General features: G+C 61.8%; 24 protein-coding genes. 15 read left to right on the top strand and 9 right to left on the bottom strand.

What is annotated here, in order from left to right:
• Window positions 1–126 precede the first annotated feature (126 nt).
• Both IQ35_RS03395 and IQ35_RS03390 read left to right on the top strand, forming a co-directional pair.
• A complete protein-coding gene (locus tag IQ35_RS03395) occupies window positions 127–393 on the top strand; it encodes an HNH endonuclease (protein WP_145071975.1) in 267 nt (88 codons plus the stop codon).
• 96 nt (window positions 394–489) lie between these two features.
• Entirely contained in the window at window positions 490–1,776 is a 1,287-nt protein-coding gene (locus tag IQ35_RS03390) for a site-specific DNA-methyltransferase (RefSeq protein ID WP_199739908.1), read from the top strand.
• Here IQ35_RS03390 and IQ35_RS21375 read toward each other — a convergent pair.
• A complete protein-coding gene (locus IQ35_RS21375; protein WP_242003275.1) occupies window positions 1,721–2,200 on the bottom strand; it encodes a thermonuclease family protein in 480 nt (159 codons plus the stop codon). The two genes, IQ35_RS03390 and IQ35_RS21375, sit on opposite strands and share 56 nt — an antisense overlap.
• An 18-nt stretch (window positions 2,201–2,218) precedes the next feature.
• Between IQ35_RS21375 and IQ35_RS03380 the strand changes: the two genes are divergently transcribed.
• From IQ35_RS03380 to IQ35_RS03335, 10 genes are all read left to right on the top strand, one after another.
• Window positions 2,219–2,701: a phage terminase small subunit P27 family gene (locus IQ35_RS03380; RefSeq protein ID WP_145071974.1), complete on the top strand. Its 483-nt coding sequence runs from the start codon at window positions 2,219–2,221 to the stop codon at window positions 2,699–2,701.
• On the top strand, window positions 2,631–4,484 hold the full coding sequence (locus tag IQ35_RS03375; RefSeq protein WP_199739907.1) for a terminase large subunit: 1,854 nt from the start codon (window positions 2,631–2,633) through the stop codon (window positions 4,482–4,484). The genes IQ35_RS03380 and IQ35_RS03375 overlap by 71 nt, the downstream gene beginning before the upstream one ends.
• A complete protein-coding gene (locus tag IQ35_RS03370) occupies window positions 4,484–5,710 on the top strand; it encodes a phage portal protein (protein WP_145072062.1) in 1,227 nt (408 codons plus the stop codon). Before IQ35_RS03375 ends, IQ35_RS03370 begins: the two co-directional genes overlap by 1 nt.
• The gene (locus IQ35_RS03365) at window positions 5,707–6,303 is read left to right on the top strand and encodes an HK97 family phage prohead protease (protein WP_145071973.1); all 597 of its coding nucleotides are present in this window, start codon (window positions 5,707–5,709) and stop codon (window positions 6,301–6,303) included. Before IQ35_RS03370 ends, IQ35_RS03365 begins: the two co-directional genes overlap by 4 nt.
• Before the next feature lie 69 nt (window positions 6,304–6,372).
• A complete protein-coding gene (locus IQ35_RS03360) occupies window positions 6,373–7,638 on the top strand; it encodes a phage major capsid protein (RefSeq protein WP_145071972.1) in 1,266 nt (421 codons plus the stop codon).
• 86 nt (window positions 7,639–7,724) lie between these two features.
• Window positions 7,725–7,895, top strand: coding sequence for a hypothetical protein (locus IQ35_RS03355; protein WP_199739906.1), 171 nt, complete (start codon window positions 7,725–7,727; stop codon window positions 7,893–7,895).
• Window positions 7,892–8,452: a head-tail connector protein gene (locus tag IQ35_RS03350; RefSeq protein WP_145071970.1), complete on the top strand. Its 561-nt coding sequence runs from the start codon at window positions 7,892–7,894 to the stop codon at window positions 8,450–8,452. The genes IQ35_RS03355 and IQ35_RS03350 overlap by 4 nt, the downstream gene beginning before the upstream one ends.
• Entirely contained in the window at window positions 8,446–8,796 is a 351-nt protein-coding gene (locus IQ35_RS03345; protein WP_145071969.1) for a phage head closure protein, read from the top strand. The genes IQ35_RS03350 and IQ35_RS03345 overlap by 7 nt, the downstream gene beginning before the upstream one ends.
• A gap of 47 nt (window positions 8,797–8,843) precedes the next feature.
• Window positions 8,844–9,152, top strand: a complete 309-nt coding sequence (locus IQ35_RS03340) for a hypothetical protein (protein WP_145071968.1) — start codon at window positions 8,844–8,846, stop codon at window positions 9,150–9,152.
• On the top strand, window positions 9,152–9,376 hold the full coding sequence (locus IQ35_RS03335) for a DUF5320 domain-containing protein (protein WP_145071967.1): 225 nt from the start codon (window positions 9,152–9,154) through the stop codon (window positions 9,374–9,376). Before IQ35_RS03340 ends, IQ35_RS03335 begins: the two co-directional genes overlap by 1 nt.
• Window positions 9,377–9,382: 6 nt before the next feature.
• Here IQ35_RS03335 and IQ35_RS03330 read toward each other — a convergent pair whose 3' ends face one another.
• The gene (locus IQ35_RS03330) at window positions 9,383–10,387 is read right to left on the bottom strand and encodes an NAD-dependent epimerase/dehydratase family protein (RefSeq protein ID WP_158636578.1); all 1,005 of its coding nucleotides are present in this window, start codon (window positions 10,385–10,387) and stop codon (window positions 9,383–9,385) included.
• A gap of 185 nt (window positions 10,388–10,572) precedes the next feature.
• Between IQ35_RS03330 and IQ35_RS03325 the strand changes: the two genes are divergently transcribed.
• A complete protein-coding gene (locus IQ35_RS03325; protein WP_145071965.1) occupies window positions 10,573–11,109 on the top strand; it encodes a TIGR02594 family protein in 537 nt (178 codons plus the stop codon).
• Window positions 11,110–11,174: 65 nt separating this feature from the next.
• On the top strand, window positions 11,175–11,369 hold the full coding sequence (locus IQ35_RS03320) for a hypothetical protein (RefSeq protein ID WP_145071964.1): 195 nt from the start codon (window positions 11,175–11,177) through the stop codon (window positions 11,367–11,369).
• A 78-nt stretch (window positions 11,370–11,447) separates the two neighbouring features.
• Here the strand turns inward: IQ35_RS03320 and IQ35_RS03315 are convergent, their stop codons facing one another.
• From IQ35_RS03315 to IQ35_RS03285, 7 genes are all read right to left on the bottom strand, one after another.
• Window positions 11,448–11,999, bottom strand: coding sequence for a hypothetical protein (locus tag IQ35_RS03315; protein WP_184205011.1), 552 nt, complete (start codon window positions 11,997–11,999; stop codon window positions 11,448–11,450).
• On the bottom strand, window positions 11,996–12,715 hold the full coding sequence (locus IQ35_RS03310) for a DUF3800 domain-containing protein (protein WP_145071963.1): 720 nt from the start codon (window positions 12,713–12,715) through the stop codon (window positions 11,996–11,998). The genes IQ35_RS03315 and IQ35_RS03310 overlap by 4 nt, the downstream gene beginning before the upstream one ends.
• Window positions 12,712–13,902 carry a GIY-YIG nuclease family protein gene (locus IQ35_RS03305; protein WP_145071962.1) on the bottom strand — a complete coding sequence of 397 codons (1,191 nt, stop codon included), beginning with the start codon at window positions 13,900–13,902 and terminating at the stop codon, window positions 12,712–12,714. The genes IQ35_RS03310 and IQ35_RS03305 overlap by 4 nt, the downstream gene beginning before the upstream one ends.
• Entirely contained in the window at window positions 13,895–15,967 is a 2,073-nt protein-coding gene (locus IQ35_RS03300) for a DEAD/DEAH box helicase (RefSeq protein WP_145071961.1), read from the bottom strand. The genes IQ35_RS03305 and IQ35_RS03300 overlap by 8 nt, the downstream gene beginning before the upstream one ends.
• A complete protein-coding gene (locus tag IQ35_RS03295; protein WP_145071960.1) occupies window positions 15,964–18,720 on the bottom strand; it encodes a class I SAM-dependent DNA methyltransferase in 2,757 nt (918 codons plus the stop codon). The genes IQ35_RS03300 and IQ35_RS03295 overlap by 4 nt, the downstream gene beginning before the upstream one ends.
• A complete protein-coding gene (locus tag IQ35_RS03290) occupies window positions 18,717–18,890 on the bottom strand; it encodes a type II toxin-antitoxin system Phd/YefM family antitoxin (RefSeq protein ID WP_145071959.1) in 174 nt (57 codons plus the stop codon). The genes IQ35_RS03295 and IQ35_RS03290 overlap by 4 nt, the downstream gene beginning before the upstream one ends.
• Window positions 18,891–19,599: 709 nt before the next feature.
• Window positions 19,600–20,484 (bottom strand): LysR family transcriptional regulator, encoded by an 885-nt coding sequence (locus tag IQ35_RS03285; protein WP_021245887.1) that lies wholly within the window; start codon window positions 20,482–20,484, stop codon window positions 19,600–19,602.
• Window positions 20,485–20,564: 80 nt separating this feature from the next.
• Between IQ35_RS03285 and IQ35_RS03280 the strand changes: the two genes are divergently transcribed.
• Entirely contained in the window at window positions 20,565–21,428 is an 864-nt protein-coding gene (locus tag IQ35_RS03280) for a sterol desaturase family protein (protein ID WP_158636577.1), read from the top strand.
• Window positions 21,429–21,605: the final 177 nt, after the last annotated feature.

Raw genomic sequence — 21,605 nt, 5'->3', positions numbered from 1 at the left:
CTATTATAGTATTGTTGGATTTTCATTGACCAATCTTGGTCGTTGCTGTAGCTTCCGAAATATAGAGATGCGAATTGCGCCCGGGGCCTGACGGTTTCCGGGCGCTTCTCGTTGCAGGCGTTGTGCATGGCTGAACGGCAACGGGGACGTCGCGCAGTTGCGCAGCGTCTGCGACGATTACGTGCCGAACCGCTCTGCCGGGACTGCGCTGCCAGGGGCATCGTCCGCGAGGCCACCGTCCCCGACCACATCGTTCCGCTCACCAAGGGTGGCAGCGACGATGACAGCAACATCCGCTGCCTCTGCGCCGAGTGCCACCGCACCCGCACGGCCGAGCAGTTCGGGCTGCGTCGCACGGTCGGCACTGGGCTCGATGGCTGGCCGATCGGCTGATCCCCCCGGGGGGAAGTCGAAACTCTGGGGCCTTGGGAGGGGAAACCGCGCCTGGCCCAAACTTTTCACGACCGCGAGTTAGCGACCGGGGGTCACATGATGGATTGGCCGGCAGACAAGGTCGAGCGCAAGAGCGTCTCGGCACTGGTGCCCTATGCCCGCAATGCTCGGACCCACAGCGAGGAACAGGTGGCCCAGATCGCCGCCAGCATCCGCGAATGGGGCTGGACGGTGCCGGTGCTCGTCGATGAAGATGGCGGCCTGATCGCAGGCCACGGACGAGTGCTGGCGGCGCGCAAGCTGGGCTTGACCGAGATCCCGGTCATGGTCGCGGCAGGTTGGACCGAAGCCCGGAAGCGGGCCTATGTGCTGGCCGACAACAAACTGGCGCTGAACGCTGGCTGGGACGCGGAATTGCTTCGTGTCGAACTGACCGATTTGCAGGCCTTCGACTTCGATTTGGGGCTCACCGGCTTTTCCGATGACGAGCTGGCTGCGCTGACTGCGGTAAAAACCGAGGGCCAGACCGATCCCGACGAGGCTCCCAACCCTCCGGAAATTCCGGTGAGTTGCCCGGGCGACGTCTGGCTGCTGGGCAAGCACCGGCTGATGTGCGGCGACAGCACCAGTGTCGATGACATGGAAAAGCTGACCGCCGGTCAGATGGTCGACATGTGGCTCACCGATCCGCCGTACAATGTTGCCTATGAGGGCGGCACCAAGGACAAGCTGACCATCCAGAACGACAACATGGCTGACGACGAGTTTCGTCAGTTCCTGCGCGATGCCTATGTCACGGCCAGCACGGTGATGAAACCGGGCGCGGTGTTTTACATCTGGCACGCCGACAGCGAGGGCTACAATTTCCGGGGCGCGGCGATCGATGCCGGTTGGAAGATCCGCCAATGCCTGATCTGGGAGAAATCATCTCTGGCACTGGGCCGGCAGGATTATCACTGGCAGCACGAACCCTGCCTTTATGGCTGGAAGGACGGCGCCGGGCACCTGTGGGCCAGCGACCGCAAGCAGACGACCATCCTCAAGTTCGACAAGCCCTCGCGCAATGGCGAGCACCCGACCATGAAACCGGTCGCGCTGTTCGAATACCAGATGCTCAACAACACCAAGGGCGGCGATATCGTGCTCGACAGCTTCGGCGGGTCCGGCACCACGCTGATCGCCGCCGAGATGAACGGCCGCATCGCGCGGCTGATGGAACTGGATCCGCGCTACTGCGACGTGATCATCAAGCGCTGGCAGGACTTCACCGGACAGGCCGCAACGCTCGAAGCCGACGAACGGACCTTCAATGAAATCGCCGGGATAGTCAGCAGCGATGATTGCGCCAGTACCGATCCCACCGCAGAGCCCAGCCGCCCCTGACCATTGCGCAGGACAGATCACCGGACCGAGGTGAAACGCACCAGGCCGCCGTCCGCGCGCCGCCGCCGCTGCCTTCGGAACGGCAGGTCATCGCCGGACCCTGGACCAGAATATGCCCCTCGCGGGCCATCCCGACCGGACGCCCGATGAGATTGACCAGCGCATCGCGGGCTTCTTCGGCTGTGGCGCGCGGACACGGGTGTCCCGGCCGGCAGCTGCCATCCATCTCGCGCGCAGCAATGCCGGACAGGCGGATGCGCGGTCCTTCGGCGCACCAGATCGGCCCGTCGCCGTCCCAGACCCGGGTCGGCGTGCAAGTGAAAGACTGGCCCGAGGGCGCGGCGGCGGCGGCGGCAAAGAGCAGAAAACTGAAAATCGTCGTGGCCCCTGGTGTCGAAAATGGAGGGAATGGATCGCGACGCATAGTTGAAGGACATGCGCCATGAAACCCGGCACCAAACCCAAGCCGACATCGCTCAAGCTGATCGAGGGCAACCGCGGCAAGCGGGCAATGAACCAGAAGGAGCCGAAAACTACTCCGGCGCTCCCATCAGCCCCGCCGCATCTCACCGCTGATGCGCTGGAGGAATGGAACAGGGTGGCAGTCTGGCTGCACCGGATCGGCCTGCTGTCCGAAGTCGATCGCGCGGCGCTCGCCGCCTACGCGCAGGCCTATGGTCGCTGGGTCCAGGCCGAACGAGCCATCGCGAAGATGGCCGAAAAGGACCAGCTCACCGGCGGGCTGATGATCAAGACCAGCAACGGCAACGCCATCCAGAACCCGCTCGTCGGCACCGCCAACAAGGCCGCGGCGGACATGATGCGCTACGCTGCAGAATTCGGGATGACGCCCAGTGCCAGAACCCGCATCGCCGCCGAAACGCCAGCGGAAAGCGAAGATCCCGCCGATCGTTTCTTCGGCTGATCGCACCACCGCTTACGCTCGTGCCGTTATTGCCGGTGAGATTGTTGCCGGTCCGCACGTCCGCAATGCTTGCCGCCGGCACCTGGATGACCTGAAGCGCACGGACGGTATCCGCTTCGATGCCGCGGCAGCAGCTCACGCCTTCGGCTTCTTCGAGGACGTGCTGAAACTTTCCGAAGGCCAGTTCGAGGGCCAGCCTTTCCGGCTGGAAGGATCCCAGGCCTTCATCATCGGCTCGGTCTTCGGCTGGAAGCGCAAGGATGGCCGCAGACGTTTCCGCCGGGCCTATATCGAACAGGGCAAGGGAAACGGCAAAAGCCCGGTGGCGGGCGGCATCGGTCTTTACGGGATGACCGCCTGCGGGGAAGCCGGCGCGCAGATCTATGCCGCGGCGGCAAAGCGCGAGCAGGCGGGCATCCTATTCGCCGATGCGGTCAAGATGGTGCGGCAGTCACCGGCACTGGCAAAGCGCCTCGAATTCTCGGGTGGTGCGGGACGCGAGTTCAACATCGCCCATCACGAGTCCGGATCTTTCTTTCGTCCCGTGTCGCGGGACACCGGCAGGACCGGTTCGGGGCCGCGGCCCTATTTCGTTCTGGCCGACGAGATCCACGAACTGCCGGACCGCTCGATCATCGAGATGCTGGAGCGCGGCTTTAAGTTCCGCCGCGACCCGCTGCTGTTCATGATCACGAACTCCGGTTCCGACCGGAACAGTGTCGCCTGGGAGGAGCACGAGCATGCGATCAAGGTCGCGGCCGGCAATATCGATGCGGTGACCGACCCGACATACGTCGGCGAGATCATCGACGACACAACCTTCTCCTATGTCTGTGCGCTCGACGAAGGCGATGACCCGCTCACCGATCCGTCCTGCTGGATCAAGGCGAACCCGCTGCTGGGTATTACGATCACCAAGGAATATCTCGCCGAGACAGTGGCGCAGGCGAAAGCGATCCCGGGGCAGCTCAACGGGATCCTGCGCCTGCACTTCTGCGTGTGGACCGATGCCGAAACGGCCTGGATGACCCGGGCGACCGTGGAACCGGCGCTCGCCGATTTCGAGATTACCGATCATGCCGGTGCCCGGATATCGCTGGGGATCGACCTCTCACAAAACCGCGACATCACCGCGCTTGCGGCGGTGGTGCAAACGGGCGTGGTGGAGTCTGGCGAGCACGCCGGCAAACCGCTGTTCGATGGCTGGGTGGAGGCCTGGACGCCGGGCAGCACGCTTGCCGCGCGCGAGCTGCGTGACAAGGCGCCCTATGCAACATGGGTGCGAGACGGGTTCCTGCATGCCCCCAGAGGCGAGAACATCAGCCTGCGGCAGGTGGCCCAGGCGCTCGCCGACTATAACCGAATGTTCGAGATCAGTGCCGCCGCCTACGACCGCTATGCCTTCCGCCGGCTGGAGGAGGAGGTCGCGGAGCTGGGGCTCGCGATTTCCTTTGTTGAACACCCGCAGGGCGGCACCAAGCGCGGCAAGCCGGCAGACGGAATGAGCGAAGGGCTGTGGATGCCGGGCTCGGTGCGGCTGGTCGAGGAAGCGCTTCTCGAGCGGCGGCTTCGGCTGAGGCGAAGCCCGGTGCTGGTTTCTGCAATCATGTCGGCGGTTACCGATGAGGACCGCTGGGGCAATCACTGGCTGACGAAGGAACGCGCCGTGAACAAGATCGACTGCGCTGTGGCGCTCTGCATGGCTATGGGGGCTGCAATGGGCAGCTTTGTGCCCGTTCCGGTGTCGCCCTGGGACGATCCCGACTTCAGGCTGATGGCGTGATGGGCTGGCGCGACTGGCTCGGGTTGGAGCAGCGATCCTCGATCGAGAATCCGACTGTTCCGGTCAGCTCGGAGAACTTCCTGGCGCTTTTCGGCGTCCAGTCCGGCAATCTGCCGCACGTGACCATCGACAGCGCGCTCACGGTACCAGCGGTCTCGGCGGCCGTGACCTTCCTTTCCTCGAGCATGGCGAACCTGCCGCTCCATGCCTTCCGGGTGAAAGGGGAAGGCTCGGAGCGCATCCGCGGCGGCATCCAGCGTCTGCTCAATGAAGCGCCGAATCCGGAATGGACCAGCTTCGGCTGGCGCAAGTACATGTGGCAGCAGGTCTTTACCGGCGGACGCGGCGTATCGTGGATCGAGCGCAGCGGCACCAGTATCGTCGCGATCTGGCCGATGGATCCGGTGGCGACCGCCGTAAAACGGATCGGTGGCCGCAAGTTCTACGCCTTCGAGGGCAAGGCGGCAGCCTATCCGGCCGCCGACGTCATCGACGTCCCTTATCTTCTGAAGCGCGATCAGCTCGGTTCCTACAGCCCGATTGCAAACGGCGCCAAGGCGATCGCGTTGGCGCTGGCGATGGGCGACTATGCCGGTGACTTCTTTGCCGGAGGCGGGGTGCCCCCGCTCGCCCTCTCGGGTCCCCTGCCGCAGGGGCCCGAGGCAATGAAGCGGGCGATGGGCGATATCCACCGCGCCATCGAGGCTGCCAAGGCAAGCCGCAAGCCGGTGTTCCCGATGCCTCCGGGCCATGACCTGAAACAGGTCGGGTTCGATCCCGCCAAGGGGCAAATGACAGAAGCCCGGCGCTTCCAGATCGAGGAGATTGCCCGGGTCTATAATTTGCCGCCGGTATTTCTGCAGGACCTGACCCACGGGACCTATTCAAACTCCGAGCAGCAGGACCTGCACCTGGTCAAACATCTGATCGCGCAGTGGGCGAAAGCCTTTGAAGAGGAACTCAACCTCAAGCTGTTCGGGCCGCGAGCGACCAATCGGTATGTCGAGCACAATCTCGATGGCCTCATGCGGGGCGACTTTGCCGCGCGTATGGCGGGGCTCGCTCAGGGTATCCAGAACGCGATCCTGACCCCCGATGAAGCCCGGGCGCTCGAGAACCGGCCGCCGCGGCCGCAAGGGGATCAACTCTATATCCAGGGCGCGACCGTGCCGCTCGGCAGCAATGTCGCGGCCGCCGATACGGCATCGAACGGAGATACAGCATGATCATGGAACGACGCGCGCTGGTTCGGCCGCTCGATGTGCGTGAGCAGGCCGAGCAGCGCACCGTTGTCGGTTACGCGGCGGTATTCGGCAATCCCGCGGATATTGGCGGCCAGTTCCGCGAGATCATTGCGCCCGGTGCGTTCCGGGAGACCATCGGCGGCGATGTACGCGCGCTGATCGATCATGACAGCGGCAGGGTCATCGGGCGCACCACGGCAGGCACGCTGCGTCTCGTCGAGGACGATCTGGGCCTTGCGGTCGAAATCGACCTGCCTGAGACGCAGGACGGCCGCGACCTCGCGACGCTGATCGCCCGGGGGGACATATCGGGCATGTCGTTCGGGTTCATCGTCACCCGCCAGCAGTGGGACGAAACCGGCGATATGCCGGTCCGCACCATTCAATCTGTTGATCTGCGCGAAGTCAGTGCCGTGGCGTTCCCGGCTTATGACGGCACCTCGATCGCCTTGCGCGCTCTTGAATCCGCCCGGCGGGAAAAGCGCCAGCACAACTTCCGGGCCGCCGCCAATCGCGTGCTCGCCCGCAAGGTTTCCATCGACCTGCGTGCCCGCAGGCTGGTGAGTAAAGCTTGAGGCGAAAGCCTCGAGCCCAATTGAACGGCCCGCCATTTGCGCGGGCTTTTTTGTTGGAAGGAAGATTTGATGTCCCAACTGAAAGAGCTTCGCGGTCGCCAGGAGCAGATCGTTGCCGAAGCACGCGAGCGTCTCGACCAGATCAATGCCGCCACCGATGAGTCCCGGGCCGCCGAACTGGAAACCCAGCACGATGCGGCGATGGCCGAATACGACCGGCTCGAGAAGCAGATCACGCGCGAGGAGCATCTCATCCGCCTCGAGCAGCGCGCGGAGGAGTCGCGCGCGCGATTGCGCCCGATCCCCGACGACGCCGAAGCACGCAGCCAGGACGACGGGGCAAAGGTCGAATACCGCATGGCATTCGCGAAAGCGATCTGCGGCCCGCTGGAAGACCTGACTGCGGAAGAGCGGGCCATCCTGCACAACGGACGCGCCGAGTTTCGCGCGCAGACGGCGGGCACGACCACTGCGGGCGGTTTTACGGTCCCCACCGAGCTGTCGGGCCAGATCGTCAAGTCGATGCTGGCGTGGGGGCCGATGTACGACCCTGGCGTCACTACCGAGATGGTCACCGCCAGCGGCAATCCCATCAAGATCCCGACCGTTGATGACACCGCGGTGCCGGCGGTGAAGCACACCGAAGCCAACGCCCTGACCGACGACGGCGGCTCGGACGTGACCTTTGGGCAAAAGTCGCTCGATGCCTATGCATACGACACCGAGTTCATTCGCTGGAGCTGGGAGCTCGATCAGGACTCCATCTTCAGCATGGAAGCGCTGCTCGGTGAACTGCTCGGCGAGCGCCTTGGCCGTATCGCCAACCAGGAACTGACGATTGGCGATGGAAGCGGCGATCCGAACGGCATCGTCACCGCCTCCAGCCTTGGCGTCACCACCGCCTCAGCGACCGCGATCGCCGCAGACGAACTGATCGACCTCGTTCATTCGGTCGATCCAGCCTACCGCACCGGTCCGAAGGTCGGGTTTATGTTCAATGACGCCACCTTGAAGGCCATTCGCAAGCTGAAGGATGGCGAGGGCAATTATCTCTGGCAGATGGGCAACGTCCAGCAGGGGGTGCCCGGCAGCCTGTTGGGATATAACTACCACGTCAATCAGGCGATGGGCTCGATCCCTGCGTCCGCGGCGGCAACCCGCGTCGCGATCTTTGGCGATCTCGGAAAATACTACGTCCGCAAGGTCGGTTCGCCGGTGATCGGCGTGCTTCGCGAGCGGTTCTGGCCCGACATGGGCATCGCTGGTCTGATCCGTTTCGATGGCGAGCTGGGCGACACCGCCGCCGTGAAACACCTGATCACGAAGGCTTCGTAAGCCAGGACGGGCCGGCCGTCGTGCCCGCCCGATTTGTCACCGTCACCGACCCATTCCGACGAAGGAAATTCCTTATGAAACTGAAGATGCTGGTCAGCCTTTCTGGGCCGGCCATCTGCCTGTCGCCCGGCGATGAGCATGATTTTTCCCAGGACGAGGCTGCGGCGCTGATCGAAGCCGGCTATGCCGTGCCTGTCGTTCCGGACAAAATCGAGCGCGCGATCGCCAGAAAGCCGGCGGAGCAGCGCAGCGCATGACCTGGTATCCGCCGGTGGTCATCGTTGCGGCGGCTGATGAGCCGGTTTCTCTGGCAGAGGCCAAGGCTCACACCCGCGTCGATGGGAATGATGACGACACATCGCTGAACAATACGATCGCTGCAGCCCGCGCATATGTCGAAGCCTATTGCGGCACACCGCTGGTGAGCCGCACCGTGGCGGTGAAGTGCGACTACTTTCAAGACTTCGCTGTTCTTCCGCTGGCGCCGGTCTCGACCATCTCGTCGATCACCTATCTCGAAACGGCTGCCGGGACGCAGACGCTGTCAGATGATTTATATGAGCTGCGCTCCGATGGTCTTACCGCTTCGATCGTGCTCCAATATGGCCGGTCCTGGCCAACGATCCAGCCTGGCTCCCGGATCACGGTGACGGCGACGGTCGGCTATGCGACGCTCCCCGACGACATCAGGCACGCCATGCTTTTGCTGATCGGTCACTGGCACAAGTACCGCGAGGCCGGCGCTCGCGAGGTAGCGGACATACCCCATGGCGTAGAATCGCTTCTGGCAAATCACCGGATGTTTCCATGCTGAGCGCGGGCGACCTCAACCGGCGCGTCACATTCACGCACCGCACCGTGACGGAGACCGATCCGATCTACGGCACGCCGATCTATGGCTGGGCCGACTTCGCGACGGTCTGGGCAAACGTGCAGGACAAGCTCCCGAGCCGCGGTGAGCAGATCGCGGACGGGATCAGCATCTCGAGCCGACCCTGCCGGGTTCGTATCCGCTACCGCAGTGATCTCGACAGCAGCATGCGCCTCAAAATCGGGGAGCGAACCTTGCGCATTATCGCCGGTCCTGCCGAGCTGGGCTTCCGGGAAGGCGTCGAGTTCATGGCCGAAGAGCTGAGCACCGAAGGGCAAGAGCCCTGACGCGGTCGGATCGTCAGACTTGTGCTGCGGCATATACGACAGGGCTCATGACCCAGCGCTGGACGCCCGGATTCCATAATGTCGAGAACGGGGGCGGTTACCTGCCGGCTGGCGAGTTCACCCGGCGTTTCCACGAAGATTTCACGCTGTGCTGCGTCGTGCAGAAGTTCCGGCGGACGCCGTGCGTGCAGTACCACTTCGAGGTCCTGACCGGGACGTCCGAGCTCGCTCGCGAGGCGCTGTTTGCCCATTATGCGACCGGTGTGCGGCAGAAGCAGACGGATTTCGATCTGACGGCCGGGCATACCCTCGATGCGGCCCCGGGCGACATTACCATCGTAGGGAGGCTGCGCTGATGGCCCCCAATCCCCAACTTGATCCCGCCGTGGAGATTGCCCTGATCCGAGCGGATCTCGAGGCCATGCAGGAGGACCTGAAGGCCGTCCGCAAGGAGCTGAAGGACCTGCTCCAGGCCTGGAACACGGCGACCGGCATGGTCCGGTTCGTCAAATGGCTGTCGACCTTCGCGACCGCGCTCGCCGTCCTTTACGCAACCGTTAAAGGCCTGTCCGGCCGCTGACGCAGATCAGTGCTTGCCTTCCCGTTCTGAAAACCATGCGATCGCATCGCGCACTGTTTCGCGCAGGGGGCGCGGGTTCCAGCCAAGTTCGCGTCGGGCCTTGGCACTGTCGAGCTCGCCGAACACGTCCGACAGAAACACGGCGTCAGTGCTGACGAGGTAGTCCTTGCGGCGCAGCAGCTTCATCACGCCTTCGATGGCCCAGGCCAGTGCATAGGACAGCCGGTAGGGCAGGAACAGCGGCGGCTTCTTGCCGCACATCTCGGTTGCCATCGTAAAGAAGTCGCGGTTGCGAACATACTCGTTGGCGATGATGTAGCGCTCGCCCACCCGGCCATGGCGTTCCGCAAGCAGGGCCGCTTGAGCGGCGTCGCGTATGTCTACGGTGGGTTGGCCAACATCAAAGTTGATCGGCATCTTGCCGCTGGCAACTTCCCAGAGCGCATGGTTGTGTGGAGTCGGGCCGTAATCGTCGGGTCCGTAGGTGTTGGCAATACACATCGCCACACCCGGCAGCCCCTTGTCCCGGCAATAGGCGAGGAAGCGGTTCTCTGCCTCCAGGCGCGCACGGATATAGGGAGGAGCGCGGTCGAGCCAGTTGAACGGGATATCCTCCGTCACGGGACCGTCGGGGTTGATCCCCAGCGTCCCCATGGTGCTGGTGAATATGAAGCGCTGGATGCCGCATTCCAGCGCCACGTCCATGGCGTTGACCAAACCGTCGACGTTGTTGCGATAGATCGGTGTCGTGTCGGTAAGCCAGAAACGAGGATCGACCACGCTGTAGAAGACCGTGCCGCACCCCTTCGTCGCAACACGCAATGAATCAGGATCGAGAACGTCCCCATAGACGATCTCGACCGGCAATCCGCTGATCGCCTCCTGGTTGCTGGTCTTGCGCATCAGTACTCGAACCTTGCGACCCTGAGCCGCCAATTGCCGGACGATGTGGCTCCCGACAAAGCCGCTACCGCCGGTGACGAGCGTGGGCAGGTGGCTGGTGTCGGTCATGGTAATCCCCCGCTTGCGGCGCATCTCTGTGTAATGCGAGCCGCCAGTCATGCTCAGTTCCTGTTCCGCTAGAGCAGGGCGCGCGCTCCGCCAAGACCCGGCCTGACAAACGCGATGACCGCGCTCGCAGTTCTCTACGCCACCGTCAAAGGCCTGTCCGGCCGCTAATTTCCCGGGAGACATCCATGAAACCGCTGCCACCGGCCTATGGCTGGATCGATGACCTGTGCCCGCTGCCGAGGATGCTGGATGAGGCCCGCAAGCTCTACGGCACCTTCGAGGTGGCCGGGCCCGCCGACAATCCCGTGATCCTCGGATGGGCCAAGGAGACTGGCCTCGCCAGAGTCTACAACGACGATGCCATCCCCTGGTGCGGCCTGTTCATGGCAGTCGTTGCCAAGCGTGCGGGCAGGCCAGTGGTGGAAGGCCCGCTCTGGGCGCGCAACTGGGCGAAGTTCGGGAAGGCCGCCGACCGGGCCCAGCTGGGCGACGTTCTGGTATTCCGCCGCGCGCAGGGATCCGGCCATGTCGGGCTCTATGTTGGCGAGGACTACGGCGCGTTCCACGTGCTGGGCGGCAATCAGTCCGACGGTGTGACCATCACCCGGATCGCGCGGGACCGCTGCATTGCTATCCGTCGGCCGGCCTACCGCAAGGCACCTGCGAGCGCGAAGCCGGTTCAGCTGGCGGCCAGCGGCGTCCTGTCCACCAACGAGGCCTGACCGGCCACTACCATCAACAACCCGTCCGCCCGCGACTTTCGCGGGCTCTTTTGTGGAGAAATGACATGGAAGAACTGAAGCCCTGGTGGGCATCCAAGGCCATCTGGACCGGTGTAATCGGCAGCCTGTGGGGCGTGGCCGCTGCGCTCGGCATTCTGCCCGAAGGGCTGACCCAGGCCGACGTCCTGACCGTCGTGCTGGCGCTGACCGGCATCGGCAGCGTGGTATTTCGGAAGACGGCAAAGGCGCGGATTGGGTGATCTCAAACTGACCCTGCAACGGAGCCGATTTCGGATTTTCTTGACATCGGAGCCGAAAAGTTCGATCTAGCGGTTGTCTCACCTGCCATGCGTAGGAGGAGCATTCGAGGCCGCCCGGGCTAGCTTGGGCGGCTTCAGCCGTTTTAGAGCATACGGCAGATTGACCCGACGAAAGGCATCGCGCTCCTTTCGAAGCTGCCTGATCCGGCCGCTCTTCTCAGTGCAGTAGGCCGTAAGCAATAGCCAGTGATCCTGGCGCTGCGCCAAAACCACCAGATATTCCTCACGATACCATAGTAGCGTGTTGACCACGGTACCGCGAGTATTTTGCCATTCGTCGATTTCGTCGTGGCTCGGCGCATTTTCAATCATCCAGCGCACCCAGCGGATACGTTCGCAACGCCGAAGGTCCGGTGTGCGATCGTCCTCCACGCGTCCTTCTTGCACCAGGTGCCAGAAAGCGGCCCATCGCCCCGCAGTTTCTGGCGATCGACGGCAAGTAACCCGAGCATCCCGAAACGTGAGACCGCCGCGCGCGATCTCATTGATAAAGACGTTGTAGAGTTCGTTCTCATAGCGTGCCCAATCGCCGCCAAAAGCGGTGAACGGGATCAAATCGGGTGGCGTCATCCAGCCGTCTCCCGCGGACGCCAGTGCAGGATGTTGAACTTGGTGGCAGCGAAGGTGGATGTGCGAGTCAGAGCATCCGGCCCAAGGGCCTCCTGGAGTCGGGCAATAATCGCAGTTTTCGCTGGACTACTCGCAAGGCCACGGTTGGCATAGGTGAGCGCCCCGATCAGTAGGTCGGCCAGCTGTAGCAGTTCGCTTTCATGGCTGCGCACCTGCTGCACGCGTTCAATGGACTCCCGGCTGAAGTCGTAGAGGCTGTTGGCCAGCACATCGTGCAACTTGCGGGTCTTTGGCCCACCGCGCGTATCCTTCACGTCGAGATAAATGCGATACCGATGCGGCGCACAAAAAATCTTGCTGAGCATGGTGAAATACATTTTGTAATACCAGTCATCATGGGACTGGTCGAAGCGCGCATGATCCAATAGCCCCTTGTCAGGGACCACCAGACCACGAAATCGGAGTCGATCATCGGCAAGGAAAAGGTCGATGAGCGCCAGATAGAAGTCTTTCTTGGCGGGTGAGACCTTCGTCCATTTTGCCTCGAAGGACGAGGCCATGCCATAGGCAGACTTTAGTGCTCGGATGTTGTCGGTGACTGCGCGGATCGCATCTGTGGGGCAATAGACTGCACCCCAGGCCATCACAGGCACGCCGTCGTGTTCGAGATGACAGCTCTCGTCGCAGTAGACGTTGTAAATCCGCGCTTCGGTCATTCTGCCTCTCCGTGGCGAACCAGCGAGGCGCTTTGTGGATCGTATCGATATTCAAGAATCGACCTGTCCCGGATCCTTTTCACGGCATCGTCGATAACGTTCAGGGGCACGAGGAACCACTCACGCGGTTTGACCATGTGCCCGAACCGATCGGGAATCGACAGGTTGATCTGGGCCGCAGAAAACACCTTGTGCAGCAGGTTCTCCAGCTTCTGGCAGTTCACGCCGTAGACTTTGTAGGTCGCGGCCACTTCAACCCCTGCCAGCAGGTAGGTCGAGCTCTTCTCCGCGGCAGCAATGCGGGTTTCAACTGCGCCGCTCGTTACGCCGATCTTGTGCATGACCGCGCGGTGTTCGGCGACGACTGGATGATCGGACTTGCTGCGCAGGACATAGATCGTCCCGGTCTCGGTCTCCCCGTCTTCCGCCTTGTCCGCAAACAAGGGCCCTGGTGACGGGTCTGTAACCCTGCGGCCCGCATCATCTTCGTTGAGCTGGCGCTGGAGGGACCGCATCAGCATCCCGCTTTCGGTGCCATTGTCGAAGATCACCCGCAAACGCGCATCGGTCCGGCCTTGAGGGTTGGTGAAAATCTCGCCCATTTCGGCAACATAGCAAATTTGGCCGAAGACAATGAAGTAAGCGCCAGGGCGGATTTCGGCCTTCAGTTCGAATGGACGGGTTACGCGAGTGCCGTTCGCGAGTTCGTCCTTCACTTGCTTGAACAGTGGCTCGAACTTCGCGAAATCGACGCACTTGTCGCGCCGGGCGATCTCCTCCGCTGCCCGCTTTTCTTCGGCCGACCTGACATGGCGGAGATGGGTGATGTCATCGCCTTCGCCAAGACCAGCCAGTTCAGCCATCAGGTCATCGGGATCGAGCTCTTCTGCCTCGGGGCCAGCCGCTTCAACCCGATCGAGCAAGCCATGCTTGTCGAACGACGTCAGCAAGGTCCGGCATTCTTCCAGTTCGCGCAGCCGGTCCAGCCGCACGGCATAAAGCCGTTCGAAAATATCCCGATCCTCGCCATGCACGGGCAGACGCCCATGCTCTTCATAGAAGCGTTCGATATCCTCGAACCCGGCGATGATCCGCTCTTCGCGCGGGGTATAGGTGGCCTGCTTTTTCTTCGCCGGCGCGAAGTCCGCGAGTTCGCCAGCCAATTCATCAAGGTCGAGGTCACTCATAGCGGCCTTCCTCCTTGTAGCGCATGAACGCGGCAGCGCCTTCGGCCAGCCGCTGCTCCCAGGCATCGGTGGAGGTTATTGAAGGCAGGCGTCCCCGTTCTTTCTTGAAGCGAACCGCGCGCCCGGCCAGTTCCTTGGCCTCCTCGGGCGTGATCTTGGTCCGCTTGGCAGCAATCGCAGCCTGCACCTGTTTGAGGGTGTTTTCGTCCATGGCCTTGGCCAAAACGGTATAGGCGGCCTGCCATGGGTTGATGCTATCGATGAGGTCGATGTCGAGCTCGCGTACATCCATTGCGAACTGGCGCACCCCATCCAGTAAGGCCGTGTTGGCGCGGATTTCGCCATCCTCATCGGCAGCCGCCGCCATCACGAGCCCCTTGGCTTTCTGGGTGAGGTTCAGCGCTGCTATCGCGTGTTGGCGCACCGATTCCTGATCCTCGGCGGAAAGCTCGGGATACCGATCGCGGACGATCTTACCCATGGCCACTTGGGTCAGTTCTTGCGGCGGGGTTTCTTCGTCGAACATGCCGCGCTCGGCAACGGCCTTGGTCTGGACAAAGGCGGCAATCACCTCATTCAGGTCTTCCTGCACGATCCGGCTGGCCTCGGGGCTCTTGGGCTCGACTAGGCCGCCGATCTCGAAGTGGAGTTGCCCGGTTCCTTCCCGGACGCCGACGTTGGTCTTGCCTTCCTGATAGCCTTCCGGGCCATAGTCGAAGTCCGGCAGCGGCCCCTTGTTTTTGGGGGTAAAGGTGAAACGTGGTGCCAGCACCTGTTCCATCAGCAAGCTGGCGGCGATCGCCTTCAGCGTATCGTTGATTGCATCCGCCACTGCGGCTTCCGACGCATCTGGCTCGGCGATCAGGTTGGTGAAGGTGGCGACCTCCTTGCCCGGTGCATCGCGGGTGGCGCGGCCGATGATCTGGATGATCTCGGTCAGGCTGGAACGATAACCAACCGTCAGCGCATGTTCGCACCAGATCCAGTCGAACCCTTCCTTGGCCATCCCCAGCGCAATGATGATGTCGACATGATCGCGGTCGTTCTTGTGCGCCGGATCTTTCAGCGCCGCCAGCACGCGGGCACGGCGGGCTGGATCGCTGTCATCTACCAGGTCTGCGATTTTCAGCACCCGGCCATCGGGCTGCGCGACCAGCTCGAAACCTGTTACCGGATCAGCCCCGGTCCACTTGCCGAGATAGTGGAGGATCTCGTTGACCTCGGTCACCTTGTCCTTCGTGCTCTCGCGCGCATTGACCGACGGAATGTGAACGATCGTCTTGCGGCTGGGATCGAGGCAGTGCTCGATCGCCTCGAGATAGCGGCCGGTATAAAAGAAATAGCCGATGTTGAGCGCCTTCAGGTGATCGTACCCGTTGAGCTGCTCGTAATAGGTGTAGGTGACAGTCTCGAACTTGCCCTCGTCCTCTGGCGTTAGAACCGGAGCGGCATCACCCCGGAAGTAGCTACCGGTCATTGCGACGATGTGGGCCCTGTCGCGCGCGATAAATGCGGCGAGCTGCGCGCCCAGGCGGTTGTCCGGGCTGGCGGAAACGTGGTGAAATTCATCGACCGCGATCAGCCGGTCGTCGAAGGCCTCAACGCCCAGCGCATCGACGGCAAAGCGGAAGGTGGCATGGGTGCAAACGAGCACCTTGTCATCGCTGCCTAGGAACTGGCCCACGGCTTTGACTTTGGACGGGTCGACCCTTTCCTCGTCCAGCCCCGGCGCATTGCACAGGTTCCATTGCGGCTTCACCACCCAGTCTGCCCAGAAGCCGTATTGGCTGAGCGGTTCATCGGCAAAGCTGCCGCCGATCGACTTTTCCGGGACGACGATGATGGCCTGTTTCAGGCTCTGATTGGCCAGCTTGTCGAGCGCGATGAACATGAGCGCGCGGGATTTGCCCGAGGCCGGGGGCGACTTGATCAGCAGATACTGCTCGCCACGCTTGTTATAGGCGCGTTCCTGCATCGGGCGCATGCCGAGAGCGTTGGCTTTGGCGGAAACGCCGGTACGCGCCGTCTGGAAGCTGACGGCAGGAATGGGCTTGCTAGTTGTCATGCGGCTTTCCCCCTGCCACTCTTGGCCGTCATCTTGGTGTAGAGTTCGAACAGCTTTTCCAGCCGCTCGGTGTCGTTGCGGAACCGCCGGCCGATGTAGATGCGCTCCAGCACCTCGTCGTTGCGGTCATGCGCTGCGCGCAGGTCCTCTGGCATCTTCTCCGGATCGTAGAGGTCGGCGATCGTCGCAGGGAAATGCGCCTCGCGAGCGAGAAGGATATCTTCAGCACAGCGGGTGAGGTCTGCCTTGTTTTGGTCGGTCAGTGTGGGAATCGGGAAGGTGTTCCAGCCGAGGGTGTTCGAGTAGGAGAACCGCATTTCTAGACGCACACACACCGTGCCGACCCAGACCCAGTGTAAGCGTGAAGCTATCAGGGCCATCGTCCAAAGGGGCGCATCATAAAGCGCATAATTCTTATTGTTGATGGTCGTCCGGTTGTCGATCACTCCGCACGGGAGAAAAGGACGGTTCTCCGAAGATATGGCAGCCGCAACAATGGTGTGGTTCGTGCCAATGTTCATTTCACGCATCTGATGCGCGCGCTTGGCCATTTCGTTGGCCCCCTTATCGGGACTAGCCAGCCGCATGGTTCTGACAGCCTCAACCCGCCCTTTAATGGCTGGGTTTGAGAGTGCTTCTTCCAAGTCCACATCGTCAAGCCAGAGGCAGTAGCGTTCAATTCCCCGTATGAACTCCGCGCCGCCGTAGTTCTTCCTGATGAACCTTGCGCGCTGATCGTCCGAAAGTGAAAGGCGTTCCACCTCATCCAAGGTCAGCAAAAGATGCCCGCCATCATAGGGCATGTTGCCTCGAACCATCGAGGGCAACCCATTCAGAGGTGCCCGCGCTTGTTGCACTTCCGTGCGGGGCGCTGCGCAGAGGTAAGCGTTGATGCAGTCGACTTCGCGAGCGACCGTAGAGCCGTCGTCGGCCTCTTGGAACAGCACTGGCGCGGACGATCGCCTGCGTTGCAAGCCAACAATCACAACTGTCACACCAGCTTTGTTGCTGGCGAGATTGGCCCACTTGAAGCTGGTGTGAGCGAAGCCGATCTCGTGATCTGCCGAGAAGACCAGAGGCCAAAGGATGGGAACCTGTTGCCCCTGACAGATGGAGTTGGTTGACACGAAGGCCGCTACGGTCCGAGTTTGCAGCCCGTAATCCGCCGCCTTCATGAACCAACCAGCCACATAATCGAGCGACTTCCAACTCTTGGTACGGTGACCGAAAATGCGCTCAAGATCAGATTTTTGCTCGGCATCCTGCCACGTAGAGCCAAGATAAGGCGGGTTGCCACAGATGTACGTCTCGCCACCTTCGTTCTCGAAATCGATCTCGGCCTGATCCAGTGGCGTCTCGAACAGGTCGTTGGCCTGCACCTTCACCCCAGTCCCGGTCGGCGGGCAGATGCTCAGCCAGTCCAGCCGCAGCGCATTGCCGCAGGTGATCCAGTTCTGGCTGTCGAGCGGCAGGAACTCCGCCAGCGCCTCTTGTTGGCCGCGATAGAGCACGTCGCATTGGTATTCGGCGATGATTAATGCCAGCCGTGCAATTTCGGCCGGAAAATCCCGCAGTTCGATGCCGCGAAAGTTGGTGAGCGGAATGTCGCTGCGCCGATCAGGCTCGCCACGCCGCTTGTTTATCTCTGCCTCAATCGCCCGCATTTCCTTGTAGGCGATGACCAGGAAGTTGCCTGATCCGCAGGCCGGATCGAACACCCGGATCTTCGCCATCCGATTGCGAAGGTTCAGCAGCTTGCGGCCATTGTCCCCCGCCTCTTCCAGCTTTTCGCGCAGATCGTCCAGGAACAGCGGGTTCAGCACCTTCAGGATGTTGGGTACGGAGGTGTAGTGCATGCCGAGCGCGCCGCGCTCTTCATCGTCCGCCACGGCCTGGATCATCGAACCGAAGATGTCTGGGTTGATCTTTTTCCAGTTGAGGCTGCTGATGTGCAGCAGGTAGGACCGGGCGATCTTAGTGAAGCGCGGGCACTCCGTGCTGCCTGAAAACAGCTGCCCGTTCACATAGGGAAACTTTCGGGCATACGGCTTGATGCTAGCCGCCTCGCGGGTCTCGGGCTTGGTGTCCATCGCCCGAAATATCTCGGCCATCACTATGTGCGTGTCGGACGAATCCCGCGCGCTCATCTGCTCGATCGTTTTGCTGAACAGCCCTTCACCCAGGAAGATGTCGGTATCCTCGGCAAAGAAGCAAAAGATCAGCCGCGCCATGAAGTGGTTCATGTCTGCCGAGCGGCGGGCCCAGTCCGGGTTGTCCTTCAGCAGCTCGACATAGAGCTTGTTGAGCCGCCCAGTGGCTTTGATGTCGAACGAGCTTTCCCGGATCTGCTCGACCGTGGTGATCCCGGCGAGCGGCAGGAAGAAGCCGAAGTGGTCGGGAAACTCGGAATAGGCGCAGGCCACGGTGCCGCCGCCGTTCATGTCCTCGGCCTGGAAGGCCTCGCCATCAGTGGCAAGGATGAACTTGGCCTTCTGCGATGTGGTCTTGGGGCTTTCGCGCAGAGCCTTCAGAGTTTCGTCCACCCTGCCGGGATCGCAGGCGGCGATATGGATGTTCCCACGCTGGAGAATTGCTCCCGGCACATCGGACTGGTTGGTGTTACCCGCCCGCAGCCTCGTCAGCGCGGTATCCTTTTGTCCGAAGGCCCGCAGGAACTGGAAAGGAAACTCGGCCTGGTCAAAGGGCTCGAGCGCAAGGTTGGATACGGCTTCTTCGATCTCTACGGGATTCATTTGGAGCTCCGGGGGGCACTGTCGAGAGCCTGCAACCGCTCGAATTCCTCGAACGCCATGACGACCAACACAGGCCGATCGTACTTGGTAATGGCGACCGGCGCGGATCGCGCCTGATCAACCATTTCACCGAATTTGTTCTTTGCCTCTGCAGCCGTAAAGGTGCGCATACGAATCTCCCGCCCTTCGGAGAGATTTAGCTAATTTAGCCATCGATGCAACGACTGGAAACGAAGGCTTGCTCAGGGCTTCGACGAGAGAGTTCGTCCGCAAGCTCTCTCCCACCGCCATTATCTTCTAAGTAATTGATATAAAAGGAAAATATCTCGGAAAGTGGCGCAGTTCCGCGCCGTTTGTGGAAATGGTCCGGTCTGCAGAGAGCGTATCTGGAGCAACATTTGGCCGCTCCGACGGCCTTTTCTCTGTCGCCCATTTTGACGGTAGGGAGTGACATGGCAGCACGGCCGCTTTTTATTGGCCCTGCAACGCAAAGCGACACCGAAGCGCCGCTGGTATCGTGACGGGCTGAGATCGATCACATCCCTAACACGGCGATTTGCTCGTTCCAGCGGTGCGTAAGACGCGGCGCTGATGGAGGCGGGCTGGGTGCCGCCAAGGACCGCCCCGGTGTCTCATCGCGATTAACGCCGTTGCGATATCCCGAGAAGTATAGGTTGCTCGGTTCAGCTTAACGCAATGGCGTCTGTTTGCATCAGCCGTTGGTGTCGATGTGCGGGGGCATCTTTCCGTCGACAATCCGCGCTGGCGATGGCGGGATCGAGAAAGACGAGCCGGACGACGCGAGTGACCTCACGAGGGCGTGCACGCGCCGGCCCCTTCACCGCTGCGGGATATGAACCGGAATGATCGGATACTGCTCTAGGATGCTTGATCGCGCAGAGCAACGATGCGAGACTGGAACATCGCTTTGAGTGTCGCGGCCATGCGTGAAAGGCTGCGCCGTTCCATGGAATAGAACATGATGCGCGAGCTGACGCCGCTCTGCCAATCGAGCCGCGTCAGAGTGCCGGATCGCAACTCCTTTGCGACTGTGTAGGCCGAGGTTTGCAGTATGGCATCGCTCTCCAAGGTCAGTTCGACAAGCACGTTGAAGTCGTCGATGACGTGGGGACGCCCGACATCCATTCGCGCCATCTCCGCGGCCAGCGCAAGACCCGTCCTGCTCGACATGAGCAATGGATAGGGACCCGGCTTTGCATCCGGTCGCGTCAATGGGTGGCCCGCCCGGACGATCAGGTCCACCGGAAACTCACCGAGGGGCCGGCTGGACAGATGTGGGGCCGACTCTATCTGTCCTTCGGCGGCGATGAAGAACTCGATCCGACCGCTCGTCAGAAGCTGCACCAGCCGGTCGACATTGCCGACCGCAACCTCGTTCCGCACCTCCGGATAGGCCCTCATCCGCTCGGCGAGCACGTCGGCAAGCAGGGCTCGCGCAGGCATCGGCGCGATCCCGAAACGGACGATCCCCGCTACACCTGAAGCGATGCTCGCCCATTGCTGCTCAAGATTTTCGGCGTGTGCGATCAGCCCGGCCGCTCCTTCGATCAGATTGCGCCCCTCGGCCGTCACCGATGCGCCATTACGGCCCCGGTCGAACAGGCGGACACCATAATGCCGCTCCAACTGCTGCACCGCCCGGGTCAGCGATGGCTGCGAAATCCGCAGTTCCTCAGCCGCCTCAGCATAGGTGTTGCAGCGGGCGAGCGTCACGACATAGCGGAGCACGGAAATATCTATCATAGTCATCTGCTATCAATAAACCGGTTACGATGTATTGGAAATATGATTCCAGCCGGCGGATAGCAGTCGGGGAGGTATATATGGGTAATCTGATCCACTGGGTATTCGCCGTGACCGGCGTCATCTTCATCGCAGAGCTTGTCGTGGGCCGCCATCGGGGGATTTACAGCCGTAACGACTGGTTCGTTAACACCATCTGCATCCTTTTCGGTCTGCTGTTGAGGCCGCTCAGCGCTGCAGCGATCGCGTCCGTGCTCGCGGCGTTGCTGCCGCAATGGAAAGGCGCGCTGGCCGGTGCGCCATTCCTGCCGTCGTTGATAGCGATCGTGCTGCTCGGCGAGTTCGCCAACTACTGGGTTCATCGCCTGTCCCACCAGTTCAAGGGCGCGCGCCATATGGATTGGCTTTGGCGGATGCACCGCACGCATCACACCGGCAAATATGTGAATGTGCTGCTGAACTTCCGCACCAGCTTGTTCTGGACTTTGGTCGGGGGGCTTTCGTGGGTCCTCGCGCTGTCGCTCTATCTGGGGCTGGCCCTGCCCGCCGGCTTCGCCGTGACCCTGTTCATGTTGTGGGGCATCATAACCCATGCCGACTTCCGCTGGGATGACGCCATTCGCGCGCATCCGCGTGTCGGAACGGCGTTTCGCGCGATGGAACATGTGCTGATATCGCCCGGCGTGCATCACAGCCATCATGGCTATGGGCGTGACGGTGGTAATTTCCGGAATTATGGCATCATGCTGGCCATCTACGACTGGATGTTCGGAACGCTCTATATCCCCAAGGGCCGACCGTTCCGCTACGGGATTCCCGGGGAATCGCCGCATTGGGCCGACGACGCCTTCGCGCCGATGAAGCCTGCCGAATGGACACATGGCCTGCGGAACGGGAGCCGCTCGCACATGCAAGCGGAAGGCGCCATCGACCGCCAGGATTGAGTATACCTCCCCCAGTCGGGTCATGTGTCGATGCTCCGATTTGTCAGGGCACATCCGTCGACGAATGCGGCACCGGCCGGGCAGTGACGCCCTTGTGTATTCAATGTTGAACCATTAACCGATCATCCCATAGGAACGGCGCTATGCACGACGTCGTTCGGCAACAAGCGGGGATGT

Origin of the sequence: Sphingobium wenxiniae, from assembly GCF_007830065.1 — a bacterium.
Classification (GTDB): domain Bacteria; phylum Pseudomonadota; class Alphaproteobacteria; order Sphingomonadales; family Sphingomonadaceae; genus Sphingobium; species Sphingobium wenxiniae.
Note: the sequence above shows the minus strand (reverse complement) of the source record. Positions and strands in the feature narration are given on the sequence as shown.